The sequence below is a fragment of the Burkholderia sp. Bp9140 genome (assembly GCF_003853425.1).
In the GTDB taxonomy this organism is placed as follows: Bacteria; Pseudomonadota; Gammaproteobacteria; order Burkholderiales; family Burkholderiaceae; genus Burkholderia.
Genome location: NZ_QTPQ01000003.1, coordinates 1 through 14,191, shown reverse-complemented (window position 1 = coordinate 14,191; position 14,191 = coordinate 1). Strand labels below are relative to the sequence as shown.

The 14,191-nt window shown below is 64.4% G+C and carries 18 protein-coding genes and 1 pseudogene; 12 read left to right on the top strand and 7 right to left on the bottom strand.

The window, feature by feature from the left end:
- Positions 1-14: 14 nt before the first annotated feature.
- Both DIE21_RS03280 and DIE21_RS03275 read left to right on the top strand, forming a co-directional pair.
- The gene (locus tag DIE21_RS03280; protein ID WP_124495993.1) at positions 15-1,175 is read left to right on the top strand and encodes an HlyD family efflux transporter periplasmic adaptor subunit; all 1,161 of its coding nucleotides are present in this window, start codon (positions 15-17) and stop codon (positions 1,173-1,175) included.
- Between the two features lie 78 nt (positions 1,176-1,253).
- Positions 1,254-2,810 (top strand): DHA2 family efflux MFS transporter permease subunit, encoded by a 1,557-nt coding sequence (locus DIE21_RS03275; protein ID WP_124495991.1) that lies wholly within the window; start codon positions 1,254-1,256, stop codon positions 2,808-2,810.
- Between the two features lie 63 nt (positions 2,811-2,873).
- Here DIE21_RS03275 and DIE21_RS03270 read toward each other — a convergent pair whose 3' ends face one another.
- Positions 2,874-4,058, bottom strand: a complete 1,185-nt coding sequence (locus tag DIE21_RS03270) for a thiolase family protein (protein ID WP_124495989.1) — start codon at positions 4,056-4,058, stop codon at positions 2,874-2,876.
- A gap of 289 nt (positions 4,059-4,347) precedes the next feature.
- Between DIE21_RS03270 and DIE21_RS03265 the strand changes: the two genes are divergently transcribed.
- Positions 4,348-5,250 carry a gamma-glutamylcyclotransferase gene (locus DIE21_RS03265; protein WP_260432266.1) on the top strand — a complete coding sequence of 301 codons (903 nt, stop codon included), beginning with the start codon at positions 4,348-4,350 and terminating at the stop codon, positions 5,248-5,250.
- 22 nt (positions 5,251-5,272) lie between these two features.
- Here DIE21_RS03265 and DIE21_RS03260 read toward each other — a convergent pair whose 3' ends face one another.
- Both DIE21_RS03260 and DIE21_RS03255 read right to left on the bottom strand, forming a co-directional pair.
- Entirely contained in the window at positions 5,273-6,184 is a 912-nt protein-coding gene (locus tag DIE21_RS03260; protein WP_124495987.1) for a LysR family transcriptional regulator, read from the bottom strand.
- A 158-nt stretch (positions 6,185-6,342) separates the two neighbouring features.
- Complete coding sequence (locus DIE21_RS03255; RefSeq protein WP_124495985.1) at positions 6,343-6,792, bottom strand: MaoC family dehydratase; 450 nt, start codon at positions 6,790-6,792, stop codon at positions 6,343-6,345.
- Positions 6,793-7,233: 441 nt separating this feature from the next.
- On the opposite strand from DIE21_RS03255, the gene DIE21_RS03250 reads away from it, so the two are divergent.
- Both DIE21_RS03250 and DIE21_RS03245 read left to right on the top strand, forming a co-directional pair.
- On the top strand, positions 7,234-7,806 hold the full coding sequence (locus DIE21_RS03250) for a GNAT family N-acetyltransferase (protein WP_124495984.1): 573 nt from the start codon (positions 7,234-7,236) through the stop codon (positions 7,804-7,806).
- Positions 7,807-7,861: 55 nt separating this feature from the next.
- Positions 7,862-8,353, top strand: a complete 492-nt coding sequence (locus DIE21_RS03245) for a PLP-dependent transferase (protein ID WP_260432265.1) — start codon at positions 7,862-7,864, stop codon at positions 8,351-8,353.
- 285 nt (positions 8,354-8,638) lie between these two features.
- On the opposite strand, the gene DIE21_RS03240 is transcribed toward DIE21_RS03245, so the two are convergent.
- On the bottom strand, positions 8,639-9,298 hold the full coding sequence (locus DIE21_RS03240; RefSeq protein WP_124495982.1) for an NrsF family protein: 660 nt from the start codon (positions 9,296-9,298) through the stop codon (positions 8,639-8,641).
- Positions 9,295-9,945, bottom strand: coding sequence for a sigma-70 family RNA polymerase sigma factor (locus tag DIE21_RS03235; protein WP_124495980.1), 651 nt, complete (start codon positions 9,943-9,945; stop codon positions 9,295-9,297). The genes DIE21_RS03240 and DIE21_RS03235 overlap by 4 nt, the downstream gene beginning before the upstream one ends.
- Before the next feature lie 130 nt (positions 9,946-10,075).
- Between DIE21_RS03235 and DIE21_RS03230 the strand changes: the two genes are divergently transcribed.
- The 6 genes and pseudogenes from DIE21_RS03230 (at position 10,076) to DIE21_RS03205 (ending at position 13,229) form a co-directional block, all read left to right on the top strand.
- A complete protein-coding gene (locus DIE21_RS03230) occupies positions 10,076-10,396 on the top strand; it encodes a DUF2282 domain-containing protein (protein WP_124495978.1) in 321 nt (106 codons plus the stop codon).
- Positions 10,397-10,407: 11 nt separating this feature from the next.
- Positions 10,408-11,272: pseudogene (locus tag DIE21_RS03225) on the top strand (DUF692 domain-containing protein).
- On the top strand, positions 11,188-12,093 hold the full coding sequence (locus tag DIE21_RS03220; protein ID WP_311767428.1) for a DNA-binding domain-containing protein: 906 nt from the start codon (positions 11,188-11,190) through the stop codon (positions 12,091-12,093). Before DIE21_RS03225 ends, DIE21_RS03220 begins: the two are co-directional and overlap by 85 nt.
- Positions 12,090-12,572, top strand: a complete 483-nt coding sequence (locus DIE21_RS03215; RefSeq protein WP_124495974.1) for a DoxX family protein — start codon at positions 12,090-12,092, stop codon at positions 12,570-12,572. The genes DIE21_RS03220 and DIE21_RS03215 overlap by 4 nt, the downstream gene beginning before the upstream one ends.
- A gap of 110 nt (positions 12,573-12,682) precedes the next feature.
- Complete coding sequence (locus DIE21_RS03210; RefSeq protein WP_124495972.1) at positions 12,683-12,946, top strand: thioredoxin family protein; 264 nt, start codon at positions 12,683-12,685, stop codon at positions 12,944-12,946.
- 4 nt (positions 12,947-12,950) lie between these two features.
- Positions 12,951-13,229: a MerR family DNA-binding transcriptional regulator gene (locus DIE21_RS03205; RefSeq protein ID WP_124495970.1), complete on the top strand. Its 279-nt coding sequence runs from the start codon at positions 12,951-12,953 to the stop codon at positions 13,227-13,229.
- Here the strand turns inward: DIE21_RS03205 and DIE21_RS03200 are convergent.
- Positions 13,183-13,599: a hypothetical protein gene (locus DIE21_RS03200; RefSeq protein WP_260432264.1), complete on the bottom strand. Its 417-nt coding sequence runs from the start codon at positions 13,597-13,599 to the stop codon at positions 13,183-13,185. The genes DIE21_RS03205 and DIE21_RS03200 overlap by 47 nt on opposite strands.
- A gap of 10 nt (positions 13,600-13,609) precedes the next feature.
- On the opposite strand from DIE21_RS03200, the gene DIE21_RS03195 reads away from it, so the two are divergent.
- Positions 13,610-13,849 carry a hypothetical protein gene (locus tag DIE21_RS03195; protein WP_409364612.1) on the top strand — a complete coding sequence of 80 codons (240 nt, stop codon included), beginning with the start codon at positions 13,610-13,612 and terminating at the stop codon, positions 13,847-13,849.
- 265 nt (positions 13,850-14,114) lie between these two features.
- Here the strand turns inward: DIE21_RS03195 and DIE21_RS38240 are convergent.
- Positions 14,115-14,191 (bottom strand): 4Fe-4S dicluster domain-containing protein (locus DIE21_RS38240; protein ID WP_133168007.1); only part of this gene is annotated, 77 nt, incomplete at its 5' end.

The window sequence follows — 14,191 nt, the reverse complement described above, 5'->3', positions numbered from 1 at the left end:
CACTGGAGCGAATGATGAATACCCCTGATGCACAACCGACCGATGAACCCGTCAAGAAACCGGGCAAGCGCAAGGCGCTGCTCGCACTGGTAGCCGCGTCCGTCGGGATCGCCGGCGCCGCGTACGGCGCCTACTACTTCCTCGACGCGCGCTATCACGTCGACACCGACGACGCGTATGTGAACGGCAACGTCGTGCAGATCACGCCGCAAGTGTCGGGCACGGTCATCGCCGTCAACGCGGACAACACGCAGATCGTGAAGGCGGGCGAGCCGCTCGTGCAGATCGATCCGGCGGACGCGAAGATCGCGCTGCAGCAGGCCGAGGCGAATCTCGGCCAGACGGTGCGCAAGGTTCACGGCCTCTATGTCGACGACGACAAGTACCGCGCGAGCATCGCGGAGCGGCAGTCCGATCTCGCCAAGGCGCAAGATGACTTGCGGCGCCGTCTGTCCACCGGCATCGCGGGCGCGGTATCGGACGAGGACATTTCGCATGCGCGCGATGCGGTCCGGTCGGCGCAGGCCGCGCTCGACGCCGCGAAGCAGCAGCTCGGCTCGAATCGTGCGCTGACGTCGAACACGACCGTCGACCAGCATCCTGACGTGATGGCAAGTGCCGCGCGCGTTCGCGACGCGTATCTGGCCTATTCGCGCACGACGCTGCCGGCGCCGGTCACCGGCTACATCGCGCAGCGTTCGGTGCAGGTGGGGCAGCGTGTGTCGCCGGGCGCCGCACTGATGTCGGTCGTGCCGCTGAATCAGGTGTGGGTCGACGCGAACTTCAAGGAATGGCAGCTTCGCCATATCCGGATCGGCCAGCCGGTCGAGCTGGTCGCCGACGTGTACGGCTCGTCGATCGTCTACCACGGCAAGGTGGTGGGCTTCACGCCGGGCACGGGTTCGGCGCTCGCGCTGCTGCCCGCGCAGAACGCGACCGGCAACTGGATCAAGGTGGTGCAGCGGCTGCCGGTGCGGATCGAGATCCCGGCCGCGGAACTTGAGAAGCATCCGCTGCGCGTGGGGTTGTCGATGAATGTCGACGTCAACGTGAAGGATCAGGGCGGTGCCGGCCCGGAAGCCGATCCGCCATCGATCTACAAGACCGACGTGTTCGCGAAGTACGGCGACAAGGCGGATGCCGCGATCGCCGACATCATCGCCGCCAACAAATGACCTCCCGTCGCTCGACGAGCGGGCGCGCCGATCCGTGTGCGCCTGCTTCGCCGGACCTATCGTAACCGGACTATCACCATGACCGCCAATCATCCGAATCCTCCCCCGCTGACGGGGGCGAAACTCGCGCTGGGCTCGTTCGCCGTGGGCCTCGCGGGTTTCATGACCGTACTCGATTCATCGATCGCCAACGTCGCGATCCCGACCATCTCTGGCAACCTCGGCGTATCGGTCGACGAGGGCACCTGGGTCATCACCGTCTTTGCCGCCGCCAATTCCGTCGCGATTCCGCTGACCGGCTGGCTGACCCAGCGCCTGGGCCAGGTGCGGCTGTTCGTCGGCTCCATCCTGTTGTTCGTGCTGGCTTCCTGGCTGTGCGGCATCGCGCCGTCGCTGCCGATCCTGCTGTTCGCCCGCGTGCTGCAGGGTGCCGTGGCAGGGCCATTGATCCCGATGTCGCAGGCGTTGCTGCTCAGTTCGTGGCCGAAGGCGAAATCGTCGCTGGCGCTGTCGCTGTTCTCGATGATCGTCGTGACCGGGCCGATCGTCGGGCCGTCGCTGGGCGGCTGGGTGACGGACAGCTACGCGTGGTCGTGGATCTTCTACATCAACATCCCGGTCGGGCTGTTCGCGGCGGCGATGGTGTGGATTCTCTACCGGAAGCGCGACACGCCGACCCGCAAGCTGCCGATCGACTTCGTCGGCCTGACGTTGCTGATCGTCTGGGTCGCGTCGCTGCAGGTGATGCTCGACAAGGGCAAGGACCTCGACTGGTTCTCGTCGAACACGATCATCGTGCTGACCATTGTCGCCATCGTGGGGCTCGTGCTGTTCATCATCTGGGAACTCACCGACAAGAATCCGGTGGTCGACCTGACGCTTTTCAAGCAACGCAACTTCCTCGGCGGAACGATCTCGATTGCCGTTGCGTACGCAATCTTCTTCGGAACGCTCGTGCTGCTGCCGCAGTGGATGCAGGAGTACCTCGGGTACCGCGCGGTCGACGCCGGGCTTGCGACCGCGCCGCTGGGCATCTTCGCGGTGATCGGCGCGCCGATCATGGGCAGGATCCTGCCGCGCTCGGATGCGCGCATCATTGGCACGTTCGCGTTCGTCGGCTTCGCGATCGTCTACTACATGCGCTCGTTCTTCTACACCGACCTCAGCGAGGGCTATATCATCCTGCCGACGCTGCTGCAGGGCATTCCGATGGCGCTGTTCTTCGCGCCGCTGACGGTGATTATCCTGTCAGGCCAGCCGCCCGAGAAAGTGCCGGCCGCGGCAGGGTTGTCGACCTTTGCCAGGATGTTCTTCGGCGGGATCGGCACGTCGCTCGCGGGCGTCGTTTGGAACAACCGGACGATCATGCGCCATGAGATCCTCACGCAGCAGTCGAGCCCGACCAACCCGATCTTCAATGCGCAGATGAATGCGTACCATTCGGTGCTCGGTCTCGGCCAGGGCTCGTCGTATGCACTCTTCGACCACGTGGTGCAGACGCAGGCCGCGATGCTCGGGTTGAACGATGTGTTTTACGGTGCGGCACTCGTCATGATCGTGATCATTCCGCTGATCTGGATCACCAAGCCGGGCAAGGCCGGTGGATCGAGCGACGCGGCCGCGGCTGCGCACTGACAACTGGCTGACGACGGGGGCGCGATCGGGTGATCGTGTGCCCCCTCAGGCTGCTGGCCGGATTCAGTACGTCTCGATCGCAAGTGCGATGCCCTGGCCGCCACCGATGCATAGCGTCACGACGCCGCGCCGGATGCCGTCGCGCCGCATCGAATGAATCAGACGGGTAGTGAGCACCGCGCCCGTCGCGCCGATCGGATGACCATGCGCGATCGCACCGCCTTCGACGTTGACAATATCTTCCGGAATGCCGAGTTGGCCGGCGACGGCGATCGGCACGACCGCAAACGCTTCATTGATCTCGAAGCGCTCGACGTCGCCGAGCGACCAACCGGCACGCTCGAGCGCGATCTTTACCGCGGGAACGGGGCCGAGACCAAACATGCCGGGTTCGACGGCCGCGACCCCGAAGGCGACGAGTCGTGCGCTCGGTGCGATGCCGTGCAGGTCGGCAAACGCGTGGCTCGTCACCATCATGGCCGATGCACCGCTGTTCAGCCCCGGCGCGTTGCCGGCGGTGATCGTGCCGTCGGGGCGGAACGCCGGTTTCAGTTTCGAGAGTATGTCGAGCGTGGTGTCCGCGCGCGGCGTTTCGTCCCGCGCGAACGCGATGCGGGCCTTGCGCTGCAGGACCTCGACTGGCACGAGCTCGGCGTCGAACTTGCCGTCCGCGAGCGCGGTGGAGAAGCGCTGCTGCGAGCGCAGCGCCCAGCGGTCCTGGCGCTCGCGCGCGATGTCGAGCTGGCTCGCGAGATCCTCGGTATGCCACCCCGAATGCTGGTCGGAGAACGCATCGACGAGCCCGTCGCGCAACACGCTGTCACGGATCGGCGCGTCACCCATCCGGTATCCCCAGCGTGCGCCATCGAGCAGGTACGGCGCGCGCTCCATGCTTTCCATGCCACCCGCAATCGCCGCATTCGCGAAGCCCAGCAGGATGTCCTGAGCGGCGTTGACGATAGCCTGTGCGCCGGAACCGCAAACGCGGTTGACGGTCAGCGCGGGCACCCCGACCGGAAGGCCCGCACCGATCGACGCCTGTCGCGCAGGGTTCATCTTGTTGCCGGCCTGGATCACGTTGCCCATCACGACCGTATCGATCGTCGAGCCGTCGACTCCGCTGCGACGAAGCGTTTCGCGCACGGCGATCGCGCCGAGTTCGGCGGCGGGCGTGTCCTTCAGGGATCCGTTGAACGTGCCGATCGGCGTGCGCACGGGATGGCAGATGACAACTTCAGGTGTACTCATGATGGTTTCCTCAATCGATGTACCTCGACGCGGCAGCGGCGGCGGGGCACGCCGCGCGGTTCGCGTCACCTTTGCTCCGTCGGATCGAGCGGCTCGCCGCGCAACGTTTTCGATGCGATGTCGGCCGACCGTGTTGTTCGATATGTGTGGTGCGTTGGCGCAGGCGACAACCGTCCGTGCCGGATATCCCGGTACGGACAATCGGTGCTGCAACCGGATTCGGGATCGCGGCTGCTCATGCGAAGAAACGATATCTATGCATATGCATATTGTCAATGCGTCTGCCGTCGTGACGGTCAAACGGGGATCGGCGAGGGGGGGCCGACGAGATATTCGAGACGGCGATGCAACGCACGGCGTCCGGTACGCGCATCCGTTGTTCCGTTCCCGACAAAAGAGCATTGTTCGTCGGCGGCTTTCCGCGCTTCGCCGAGCGACATACAGTCGTGTCACCGCAACGAAGGGTGCTTGCCTCCGCTTCATGTCCGACGATCGCCCCATTCCCGACGCCGACTACGAAATGACGCGCAAGCATCTGGCGCGCGGCACGCTGCTTCGTGCGCTACGCGCCGATCCGCCCGTGGGCATGACGTTGCGGAGCGACGCCGAACTGGAGCGTACGTTGCGTATGACGCTCGAGCGCCATGAGCACGGCCGCGATTTTCACCTATTCGGTTATGGATCGCTGATGTGGAATCCGGCGCTCGATGTCGCCGGCTCGTCGGTCGCGCGGATCGACGGCTGGCACCGGGCGTTCTGCCTGCGGCTCGTGGTCGCGCGCGGCACCCCCGAACAGCCCGGTGCGATGCTGGCGCTCGACCGTGGCGGCATGTGCGACGGCATGCTGTACAGGATCGAAGCCGCGAAGGTGGAAGCCGAGTTGAGGCTGTTGTGGCGGCGCGAGATGCTGGCCGATTCGTACGAACCGCAGTGGCTTGCGACGACGGTCGACGGCCGGCCGATCCGGGCGCTGACGTTCGTCGTCAACCGTTCGCATGACCGCTATCTGGGTGACTATCCCGTCGAACACATCGCGCAGCTGATTCGCAGCGGCCGCGGCCCGCTCGGCACGTCGCGCGCGTATTTCGAGTCGACCGTGCAGGCGCTGGCGCGGCTCGGGATTCACGACGCCGGCATCGCGCGTCTCGCGCGCAGCATCCGCGACGCCGACGACGCGGATGCCGTTGCGTAGCCGAGGGCCGGCGTATCGCTGTCTAGCGACGCTTCAGATGTTCGTCGCGCTCGAACAGCTCGACGACCCAGTCGATGAACACGCGTACTTTCGCGCTCAGATAGCGGTTCGGCGGGTAGATCACGTAGATCGGATTCGCAGGCGGTTGCCAGTCCTCGAGGATCGGCACGAGCGTGCCGGCCGCGATCGCCTCGTGCACCGAATACGCCGGCGTCTGCATGATGCCGAGGCTTGCGAGCCCGGCAGCCAGGTAGGCATTGGTGTCGTTCACGACGAGCCGATGGTTCAGCACCAGCTCGTGCTGTTTTCCGTCGTGCGAGAACCGGAACGGCAGTGCGCGGTTGCCGCGGGCGGGAATCATGCCGAGCGTCGGCAGATCGTGCAACTGATCGGGCGACGCCGGTATACCGTGCGCATCGAGCAATGCAGGTGTCGCGCAGGTCGTGAAGCTGAAGGTTCCGATGTGCCGCGCGACCAGAAGCTGCTCATCGACCGCACCGGCACGGATCACGCAGTCGACACCCTCGGCAACCAGGTCGGTCCGCCTGTTGCCGATATTGAGCTCGATCTCGATGTCGGGGTACGCGTCGTAGAAGTCCGCAAGCGCCGGGGCAAGCACCAGTGTGCCGATTGCCGCGGCGGTATCGACGCGGATCTTGCCGGACGGCTTCGCGCGCCCATGGGTCGTCGACGATTCGATGTCCGCGAGATCGGCGAGCAGCCGCACGACGCGCTCGTAGTAGATCGCGCCTTCCGGCGTGACCGTGACCGAGCGCGTGGTGCGATGCAGCAGGCGAACCTGCAGGTCTTCCTCGAGTTTCTGGATCAGCCGGGTGACTGTCGCATTCGGCATATCGAGCGTGTCGGCCGCCTTCGTGAAGGTGCCGGCTTCCACCACGCGGACGAAAACGTTCATCGCAGTGATGCGGTCCATGACGAGCGACTCCGGTCGAAAGGGGAATCGCCATTAAACCGCATCCTGCTGCATGCGGCTAGCGCATGGATATGTCGATGGCGAGGCGGTGCCGGTCACCGAAAGGGGCTGACGCCACGCATGCTGCGAAGTGGATACACGCCTGTTCCCGACGCGCGTTACGCCGGGCGGCGCGCGACGATGAGCCGGGCGGTCAGGAATTGCACGACTTCGCCACGCTGGTTGATCGTGCTGGATCGCAGCGTCAGCGTTCCGACCGGGCGCGAGCGTGACGGTACGAGTTCCATCACCTCGCTTGCGACATGCAGCACGTCGCCGGGCCGCGTGGGCAGTTTCCAGTCGATTTCGCCGCCGGCGCCGAGCAGGCCGTTCGCCAGCTTCGGTCCGTCCGCGACCAGCAGCCGCATCGTGACGGCTGCCGTATGCCAGCCGCTGGCCGCGAGTCCGCCGAACATCGTGTCGCGCGCCGCGTGTTCATCGAGATGGAACGGCTGCGGGTCGAACTCGGCGGCAAACCGCTTGATATCGGCTGCGCCGATTTCGTACGTGCCGGTGACGAAGGTATCGCCGACAGCGAGGTCGTCGAAGTAGAGGGTTTGCGGGTCCATGTTCGTTTCGGGTTGCGGTGGAAAGGATCCGGCCGATGACGGCTTTGTGTCATCGGCCGGATTCAGGCCAATGTACGAAGCGTGGCGTTGTTGAGTAAGGGGGAGGCGATGAATGCGGCATTCCATATCCGTCAATAATCGGCTTGCTCACGGGCGGATGTTCGAACGATGGCGGTACAGAGATACCATGCTGAAAAATATGCAGCCAAGACCCAATGCCAGGCTTGAGCGCGTAGCGTCGGCCGGCGTGACCGGCGCGGCAACTTGCGCCGACATTATTGTTCCGAATGGAAAGCCGAATTGATCCGCCGTCTCTAGGGCGATTGCAGGCGTATCGCTAGACTCGATGCATGACGAAGCACCCCGATATGCAATGCCGGCCAACGAAACGCTTGCAGGCATGCGCGTATCGGGCGGCGCGAACGGAATGCGGAGGTAAGGATGGGCGAATCCGAAAGCGAGTGGGATGCATGTCGCGCGATCGTGCCGGACGTGGCGGCTGAAAGCATTCGCCGAACATGGGAAGCACGGGACGGCACACCGATGCGCGTGCGTGAAATTGCTCCCGCCGACTTCGAAATCGAGCGAGCCTTGATCGGACGCTTGTCCAGCAACAGTCTCTACATGCGGCTGATGTCGGCGCGACGGCCGACCGAAGACGAGATGGTCAGATGGACCCGCATCGATCGTCGGCGGGAAGGTGCGGTGATCGTGACGACCGAAGCCGATGGCCGCGAGCAGTTGGTCGGCGTCGCGCGCTATGCGATGAACGAAGGGGAGTGCGGCGTCGGCGAATGCGCGATCGTGATCGACGACGCATGGCAGCGGAAAGGGCTCGGCGGCCGTCTGCTAATGAGCCTCGTCGACCTCGCCAAGCGCTCGGGCGTGACGCGGTTGTTCGGCACGACATTGAACGAAAACGCGGCGATGATCGCGCTGGCCCGCAAAGTCGGCTTCACGCTGACGCGGGAACCGAAGATGGGGTTCGTCATGCGACTGTCGCTTGATCTGTGATCGCAACGATAGCGTGCCGGGACGATGCATGGGGGCGAGCGGACCGGCGACGCATTTGACCGTCACGATCTCTGCGACCATGGTGACAGAATTTGGCACTATGCCGCACTACATTGGCGGCTCCGTCACCCTGCCGCTGCGCGTGGCGCGGCACATGTCGACGGCAATGGCGGTTGCGGCCTTTCTGGACCAGGATTCGCGTGTCGCCTTCGTGGCGTTTCCGGGGCTGCCGTCTCATCCCCAGCACGAGCTCGCGTCGCGCCAGTTTGCCGGTACGGGATATGGTGCGGTCATGGCTTTCGCCATGGCGGGCGGCCCGAACGTACAGAACCGCTTCGTGGCGGCGCTCCGTGTCATTACATCGGCTGTATCGCTCGGGCACGACGAGTCGCTGATCGTGCATGTCGGAAAGGACGGGCGGGGCGGATCGACGTCCTATCCGGAAGCGTTCAGGCAATACGGGCACCTGCGGCTGTCGATCGGTCTGGAAGATCCGGCCGACCTGATCGCGGATATCGCGGCGGCGCTGGACGAAACGTTCGCCTGAAACGGCCATGATCCAGCCCCAGTCACTCAAGTGTTTCGCTGAGGTCGAGCGCACGGGGGGCGTTGAGGGGGTAAGCAACGCGGCACCGGATCGTGAGACGAGTCGGGCGGAAACCAACGAAGTCGATCACCGACATGCAGCGCCCAGCCGCGGATCAGGGCGCGCATCCGGCGCTGATTCGGTCGATCCGCCGCGGCAGGAGCAGCTTCCGCTCCACGCAACGCGAATGGCGCGGCCCGCAACCGTACCGAGTAGCTCAGCGCGGTGTGAACAATCATCTGTCAATCACGCGCCCACTCCGACCCAACGGAACAACTGCGCACCGTACGATGCGCTCGCGATCAACAGGGCGATTGTCAGTCCGACGTTCCACGCAAGAAGCATCATCGTGGCGTCGAGCGGATGATAGAGCGACAGCGCCACCGCCGTCATCGCAGAGACGGCCAGGCTTCCTGCCATGGCCACCGGCACCGGCGCGAGGCGTGCGACATGGCGCAGCATGATCAGCAGCGTCAACGAAAGCGGCACGCCGGTGAGCGCGAGCGTCGCGAAGCAGCGGGCCGTTTCACCTGGCGACAGGCCGTCAGGGCCGATTTCGACCCAATTGGTCAGGCAACCGTAGCCGATCGTCGAGAGCCAGACGAGCAAGGCCGGCGACGGCAGCAACACCCATCGCAGCGAGCGTCCCGGCACGCTCGCAACGAACGCGCCGACGGCGGCCAGAATCCCTGTTGCCGCAGCCGCCACGATGCCGGTGACGAACACGTGCTCGTGCAACTTCAACGACAGATCCGGTCGCAAGCCGTGCGCGACGGCGATGGCCACGAGCAGCAGCGCCGCGAACGCCAGCCAGCCAGTCGCTCGCCACAGCGGCCGGCGCAGCGGGCGGACCGGCGTGCTGTCCGCCACCAGCGATTCGATCAGCTCGGAGGTCGACCGTTTCATTCGCCTGTCCCTTTTCTCACCAGCAATTTGCGCAATGTCTTGATCCCGCGATGGACCGCGACCTTCAAGGCGGCAACCGTCATGCCGCTCGCGACGGCCGCTTCCTTCAACGACATCTCCTCGAGTTTGAGCATCCGGATCGCCTCGCGCTGGCCCAGCGGCAACCGGGCGAGTGCGTCGCGCAGCACCTGCGCATCCGCCGCCTCTTCCATAAGATTCGCTCCGTCACCCGCCAAGGTTTCGTGGTCGGGGTCGAGCGGCATCTCGCGCGATGCGGCGCGGCCTTGGCGACGCAGCGCATCGACGATGCGGCGACTCGCGATCGACACCAGCCACGGCCCGAACGGCCGCTCGGGCGCGTAGGTGTGACGCACCTGATGGAGGGTGACCAGAATGTCCTGCACCACGTCCTCAATGGTGTCGGGGTGAACGCCGTGGCGCGCCGCGAGCCGCCTCAGGTATGGGGCGATGCTCTCGAGCAGCCGGCGGTAGGCTTCGCGGTCTCCGATCTGTGCGCACGCCATCAGCATCGACCAGTCGGGCGATCCATCCTCCCGGATCGCTGCCCGTTCGCCGCCGACTTCCGGCCCGGCCGCCGGCTGGACCAGGCGGATACGCTTTGCACGAGGGCGTTCTTCGTCAGTCATTCCCAAGGTATCCCGCTACAAGGTCCGGCGCAGCAAATTATCCGGCACGCTGCGTAACCTTTAGTCGCGGCAGAGCGAATTTTCTGACAAGGTCGCGCATCGCGCGATCCCCACATCAGGAGAAGACACCATGAGTAAATCCGCTTCGGCCATTTCCTCCCTGTCCGCCGCGATCGGACTCGCGCTTGCCATGCAAGCCACTCCGGGACAGGCGCAGGGTATGAAGGATATGAGCAATATGCCTCAGGTCGTGAAGGACAACATGGCCAGGATGGCACAAAACCACCTGGAAAAATGCTACGGCGTGAACGCGGTCGCCAAGAACGACTGCGCCGAGGGTGCGCATTCGTGCGCGGGCCAAGCCACGCAGGCCCGTGATGCGAAGTCATTCGTGCTGCTGCCGGCCGGCGACTGCAGCAAGATTGCCGGCGGCAAGCTCAAGGCCGGTTGACGACCCGCATCATGAGCGTATCCGTGCCGCATCAGCCGACGCCGCGCCCGGTTCCGGCCCGGGCGGGCGTCGGGCTGCGCTTCCGGCACCATCAGCCCGTCCTTGACGAGCGGCCAGCCGTCGGATGGTTCGAGGTGCACACGGAGAACTACATGGGCGGCGGGACGGCGTCGCGATGCCTGGACGCGATTCGTCGCGATTACCCGCTGTCACTACATGGCGTGGGCTTGTCCCTCGGCAGCGCGGACGGGCTGGACGCCCGGCATCTCGCACGGGTGCGTGCAGCAGTGCGGCGCTTTGAGCCCGATCTGGTTTCCGAGCATGTGTCGTGGAGCGCGGTGGGTGGCAGCTATCTGGCGGACCTGCTGCCCTTGCCGATGACCGAAGAGGCATTGGAGGTCGTGTGCCGGCATGTGGACCAGGTTCAGGCCGCGCTCGGGCGGCCGATTCTGGTGGAGAACCCGTCCACCTATTTGCGCTACGTCCACTCGACCATTCCGGAGTGGGAATTTCTTTCGGAAATCGCGAGGCGCACAGGATGCGGTCTGCTTTGCGACGTGAACAACATCTACGTCAGCGCTTGTAATCATGGCTGGGATCCGCAGACCTATCTCGCTGCGCTGCCGCCGGCGGCGATCGGCGAAATCCATCTCGCCGGCCATAGCACGAGGCGGCTCGAGAACGGCCGGCGCGCTGCGCATCGACGATCATGGATCGCGCGTCGCATCTGCTGTCTGGACACTCTACGAAGCGGCGCTGCGGCGTTTTGGCCCGGTGCCGACGCTGATCGAATGGGATACCGACGTGCCACCGATCGAGGTTCTGATCCAGGAAGCGGCCATCGCGGATTCGCTACGGGAGGCGCTTTCGAAATGAAACCGCACACGCCTTCGCTCGCTGAACTGCAACATATCTTCAGCCGCAACCTGCTGCGCGATGCCGATCACGACGCGAATGACGACATCGCCGCCGTGGTGCTCGGCGATGGGCTGGCGCCACAGGCGCGCCTGAACATCTACCGGAATACGGCGCTGAGTGTGCTGACCAATGCGCTGCGCCTGAGCTTTCCGGCCGTGCAGCGTCTGGTCGGCCCCGAATTCTTCGACGGCGCCGCGCGCCTGTTCTGCGGTGCGGCGCCGCCGGATAGCGCGTGGCTGGACGAATACGGCGCACGGTTTCCCGGGTTTCTCGCGCGAATGCCGCATGCCGCTTCGCTGCCGTATCTGGGCGACGTTGCACGCCTCGAATGGCAAGTCAATCTCGTGCTTCACGCGCCGGACGATCCAATACTCGAGCTTGCCCGCCTCGCGGGGCTCGACGACGTCGTGCTGGGCGAGTTGCGGTTGCGGCCCCATCCGGCTGCACGGCTGCTCTGCTGCGACTTTCCCGCCGATGCGATCTGGCGCGCCGTGCTTGGGCACGACGATACGGCCCTGCGCGCGATCCGGCTCGAAGACGGGCCCGTGCACCTGCTCGTGCAGTGCACGGCCGAAGGTGTGGAGACGCTCCGTTTGAGTGTTGCCGAATGGCGGATCACCACGGCGCTCTTCGCGGGCGAAGCGATGAGTGCCGCACTGGCGGCCGCTCCGGAAGCGGACGGACACGCGCTGATCGCTACCTGTCTCGCGCGCGGATGTTTTGCTGAAGCGTCGCAGTCGGCGAACGGCTGCCTGTTCGACGGAGGATCACCGACATGACTCGCCTGTCCCAAACCGCCCATACCTGGGCGAGCGCCGGCGACGCGCTACTGCGCGCCGTGCAGACGCTCGAGCGCGTCCCTTACTGGCTGCTCGCCATTCCGCTGCGGATCGCGGTGGCCACCATCTTCTGGAACTCGGCGATGACCAAGCTCGCGAACTGGGACGCCGCCCTGCAGCTCTTTACGGACGAGTACCGGTTACCGTTGTTGCCGCCCGACGTCGCCGCCTACATGGCCGTGTCGATCGAGCTCAGTATGCCGTTGCTCCTTGTATTGGGCTTCGCTACCCGACCCGCCGCGCTGGTGCTGATCGGCATGACCGCGGTGATCGAAATTTTCGTCTATCCGCTGGCCTGGCCCACCCACATTCAATGGACGGCGATGCTACTCGTGCTGCTGTGCCGCGGCGCGGGATTGCTATCGATCGATCACGTGGTGCGCACGCGCTGGCTCCAGCGGACTCCGGCAGAAAGGTGAACTGCAGGCCTTGACCCTGGCGTGTGCTCCAGAGTCAATCGTGAAGTAGATTAGGGGGAAATTCATCGGACCATCTTCCCGACATCGTGGTCGGTTCACGGAGGTGAGAAATGACCGCCAAACGTAGGGTCGAAGTGTTCAGCGCAGGCTGCGCCGTCTGCAACGACACGGTGGCGATGGTGCAACGGCTTGCCTGCCCGTCATGTGAGGTACTGGTGCTCGATATGCACGATGCGCAGGTCGCGGACCGCGCCCGTCAGCTCGGCATCCGCTCAGTGCCGGCCGTGGTGATCGACGGACAACTCGCAAGTTGCTGTGCCGGCCGGGGTGTGGAAGAGCAGAGTCTACGGGCGGCAGGGCTCGGACAGCCGTAGCGCCATGCTGACCATTGGCAAGCTGGCCGTCGAGTCGGGCACGAGCCGCGATGCGCTGAGCTATCACGAGCGCGAGGGGCTGCTCGCGCCGGCGGCGAAAACAGGCGCGGGCTACCGCCTGTATGCGCCCAAACCCTCGAACTACGACATTTCAACTTTGCCCAGAGGGGGTGCGACATTACAACTTTGCTCTTACAACCCAATGTCCCCGCTAAGTTCAATTGTCGGGCTTCCAGCTAAATTGAAATGTCGCGGTGTTTGGGTTTTGGCTTGTCTTTGTTGATGGGGTTGGGGTGGGGCGGCGAAGCCGCCCCCCGTCCCCTGATTCCTTCGACGCTGACCTCAAGAATGGCTTGATTCAGGTCGGCAAGCTCGATCGCACGCTGTTTCTTCAGCCCGATGAGCGCCTTCTTCGCCTGGACCTCGTCACCGCAATGGGTGCGGGACGGTGAATCGGCCGCGCGGCGATCGTCACGTATGGTCTGGATGCGCCGGGCAACTTCTAGTGCGCTGGCCAGCCGCTTGTTCTCGACCTCGGCGCCCTGATCGATGCGCGTAATACGATCGTATTGCCGGCACGACAGCGCCACACCGTTGGCCTGGACCTCAATCAAGCCATTGGGATACTCAACGACTTCGACGTATTCGTGCACGAGGCTCCGATTGGCCGCCGAATCGTCTAGCAGGTACATCACGCGGTCGTACTGCACCGTCATTGGTGGTTTAGGTGCTGCCGTTGCAGAAGTGCTGGCAGATGAGGGTGCAGGTGTACCTTTGGTTCGCCACGGCATCTATGACGAGTACAGCCTCATTGCACCTCCGACTCATCTGTACGCGCATTACCAACTCGACGGTCCGGGCATCGAGGCAGTCACGCGCAAGGCAATTGCGCGCGTCATGTAACGTATGTCCGAAGGCCGGGAGGGACTGCCGATGATCGTATCGATCGCCTGGTCAAGCGTTCGAAGTCGAAAACGTCGCATATTCGTATCGTCTGCGAGAGGGCATGCGCGTACAGACTTTCCCGTGAAATTCAGCACAAGGGGATCCTTTGTACGGTGTGGGCACTGTCCCTGACTCAGAGGAAACAGGGAAAGCGCTTAAAAACCTACCGGCGCGATGCAATCAAAGTGGTTGAGTAGGTGGGCTCCAACGTTCGAGCATATGTTTACATGTTCGGGTAATTCGGCCCGCCGCCGCCTTCCGGCGTGACCCACACGATGTTCTGCGTCGGGTCCTTGATGT

Excerpts from the sequence above, each read along its gene's own strand:
- DIE21_RS03280 (WP_124495993.1), top strand. The coding sequence starts at position 15 with ATGAATACCCCTGATGCACAACCGACCGATGAACCCGTCAAGAAACCG.
- DIE21_RS03275 (WP_124495991.1), top strand. The coding sequence starts at position 1,254 with ATGACCGCCAATCATCCGAATCCTCCCCCGCTGACGGGGGCGAAACTC.
- DIE21_RS03270 (WP_124495989.1), bottom strand. The coding sequence starts at position 4,058 with ATGAGTACACCTGAAGTTGTCATCTGCCATCCCGTGCGCACGCCGATC.
- DIE21_RS03260 (WP_124495987.1), bottom strand. The coding sequence starts at position 6,184 with ATGGACCGCATCACTGCGATGAACGTTTTCGTCCGCGTGGTGGAAGCC.
- DIE21_RS03255 (WP_124495985.1), bottom strand. The coding sequence starts at position 6,792 with ATGGACCCGCAAACCCTCTACTTCGACGACCTCGCTGTCGGCGATACC.
- DIE21_RS03250 (WP_124495984.1), top strand. The coding sequence starts at position 7,234 with ATGGGCGAATCCGAAAGCGAGTGGGATGCATGTCGCGCGATCGTGCCG.
- DIE21_RS03240 (WP_124495982.1), bottom strand. The coding sequence starts at position 9,298 with ATGAAACGGTCGACCTCCGAGCTGATCGAATCGCTGGTGGCGGACAGC.
- DIE21_RS03235 (WP_124495980.1), bottom strand. The coding sequence starts at position 9,945 with ATGACTGACGAAGAACGCCCTCGTGCAAAGCGTATCCGCCTGGTCCAG.
- DIE21_RS03230 (WP_124495978.1), top strand. The coding sequence starts at position 10,076 with ATGAGTAAATCCGCTTCGGCCATTTCCTCCCTGTCCGCCGCGATCGGA.
- DIE21_RS03220 (WP_311767428.1), top strand. The coding sequence starts at position 11,188 with ATGGGATACCGACGTGCCACCGATCGAGGTTCTGATCCAGGAAGCGGC.
- DIE21_RS03215 (WP_124495974.1), top strand. The coding sequence starts at position 12,090 with ATGACTCGCCTGTCCCAAACCGCCCATACCTGGGCGAGCGCCGGCGAC.
- DIE21_RS03210 (WP_124495972.1), top strand. The coding sequence starts at position 12,683 with ATGACCGCCAAACGTAGGGTCGAAGTGTTCAGCGCAGGCTGCGCCGTC.
- DIE21_RS03205 (WP_124495970.1), top strand. The coding sequence starts at position 12,951 with ATGCTGACCATTGGCAAGCTGGCCGTCGAGTCGGGCACGAGCCGCGAT.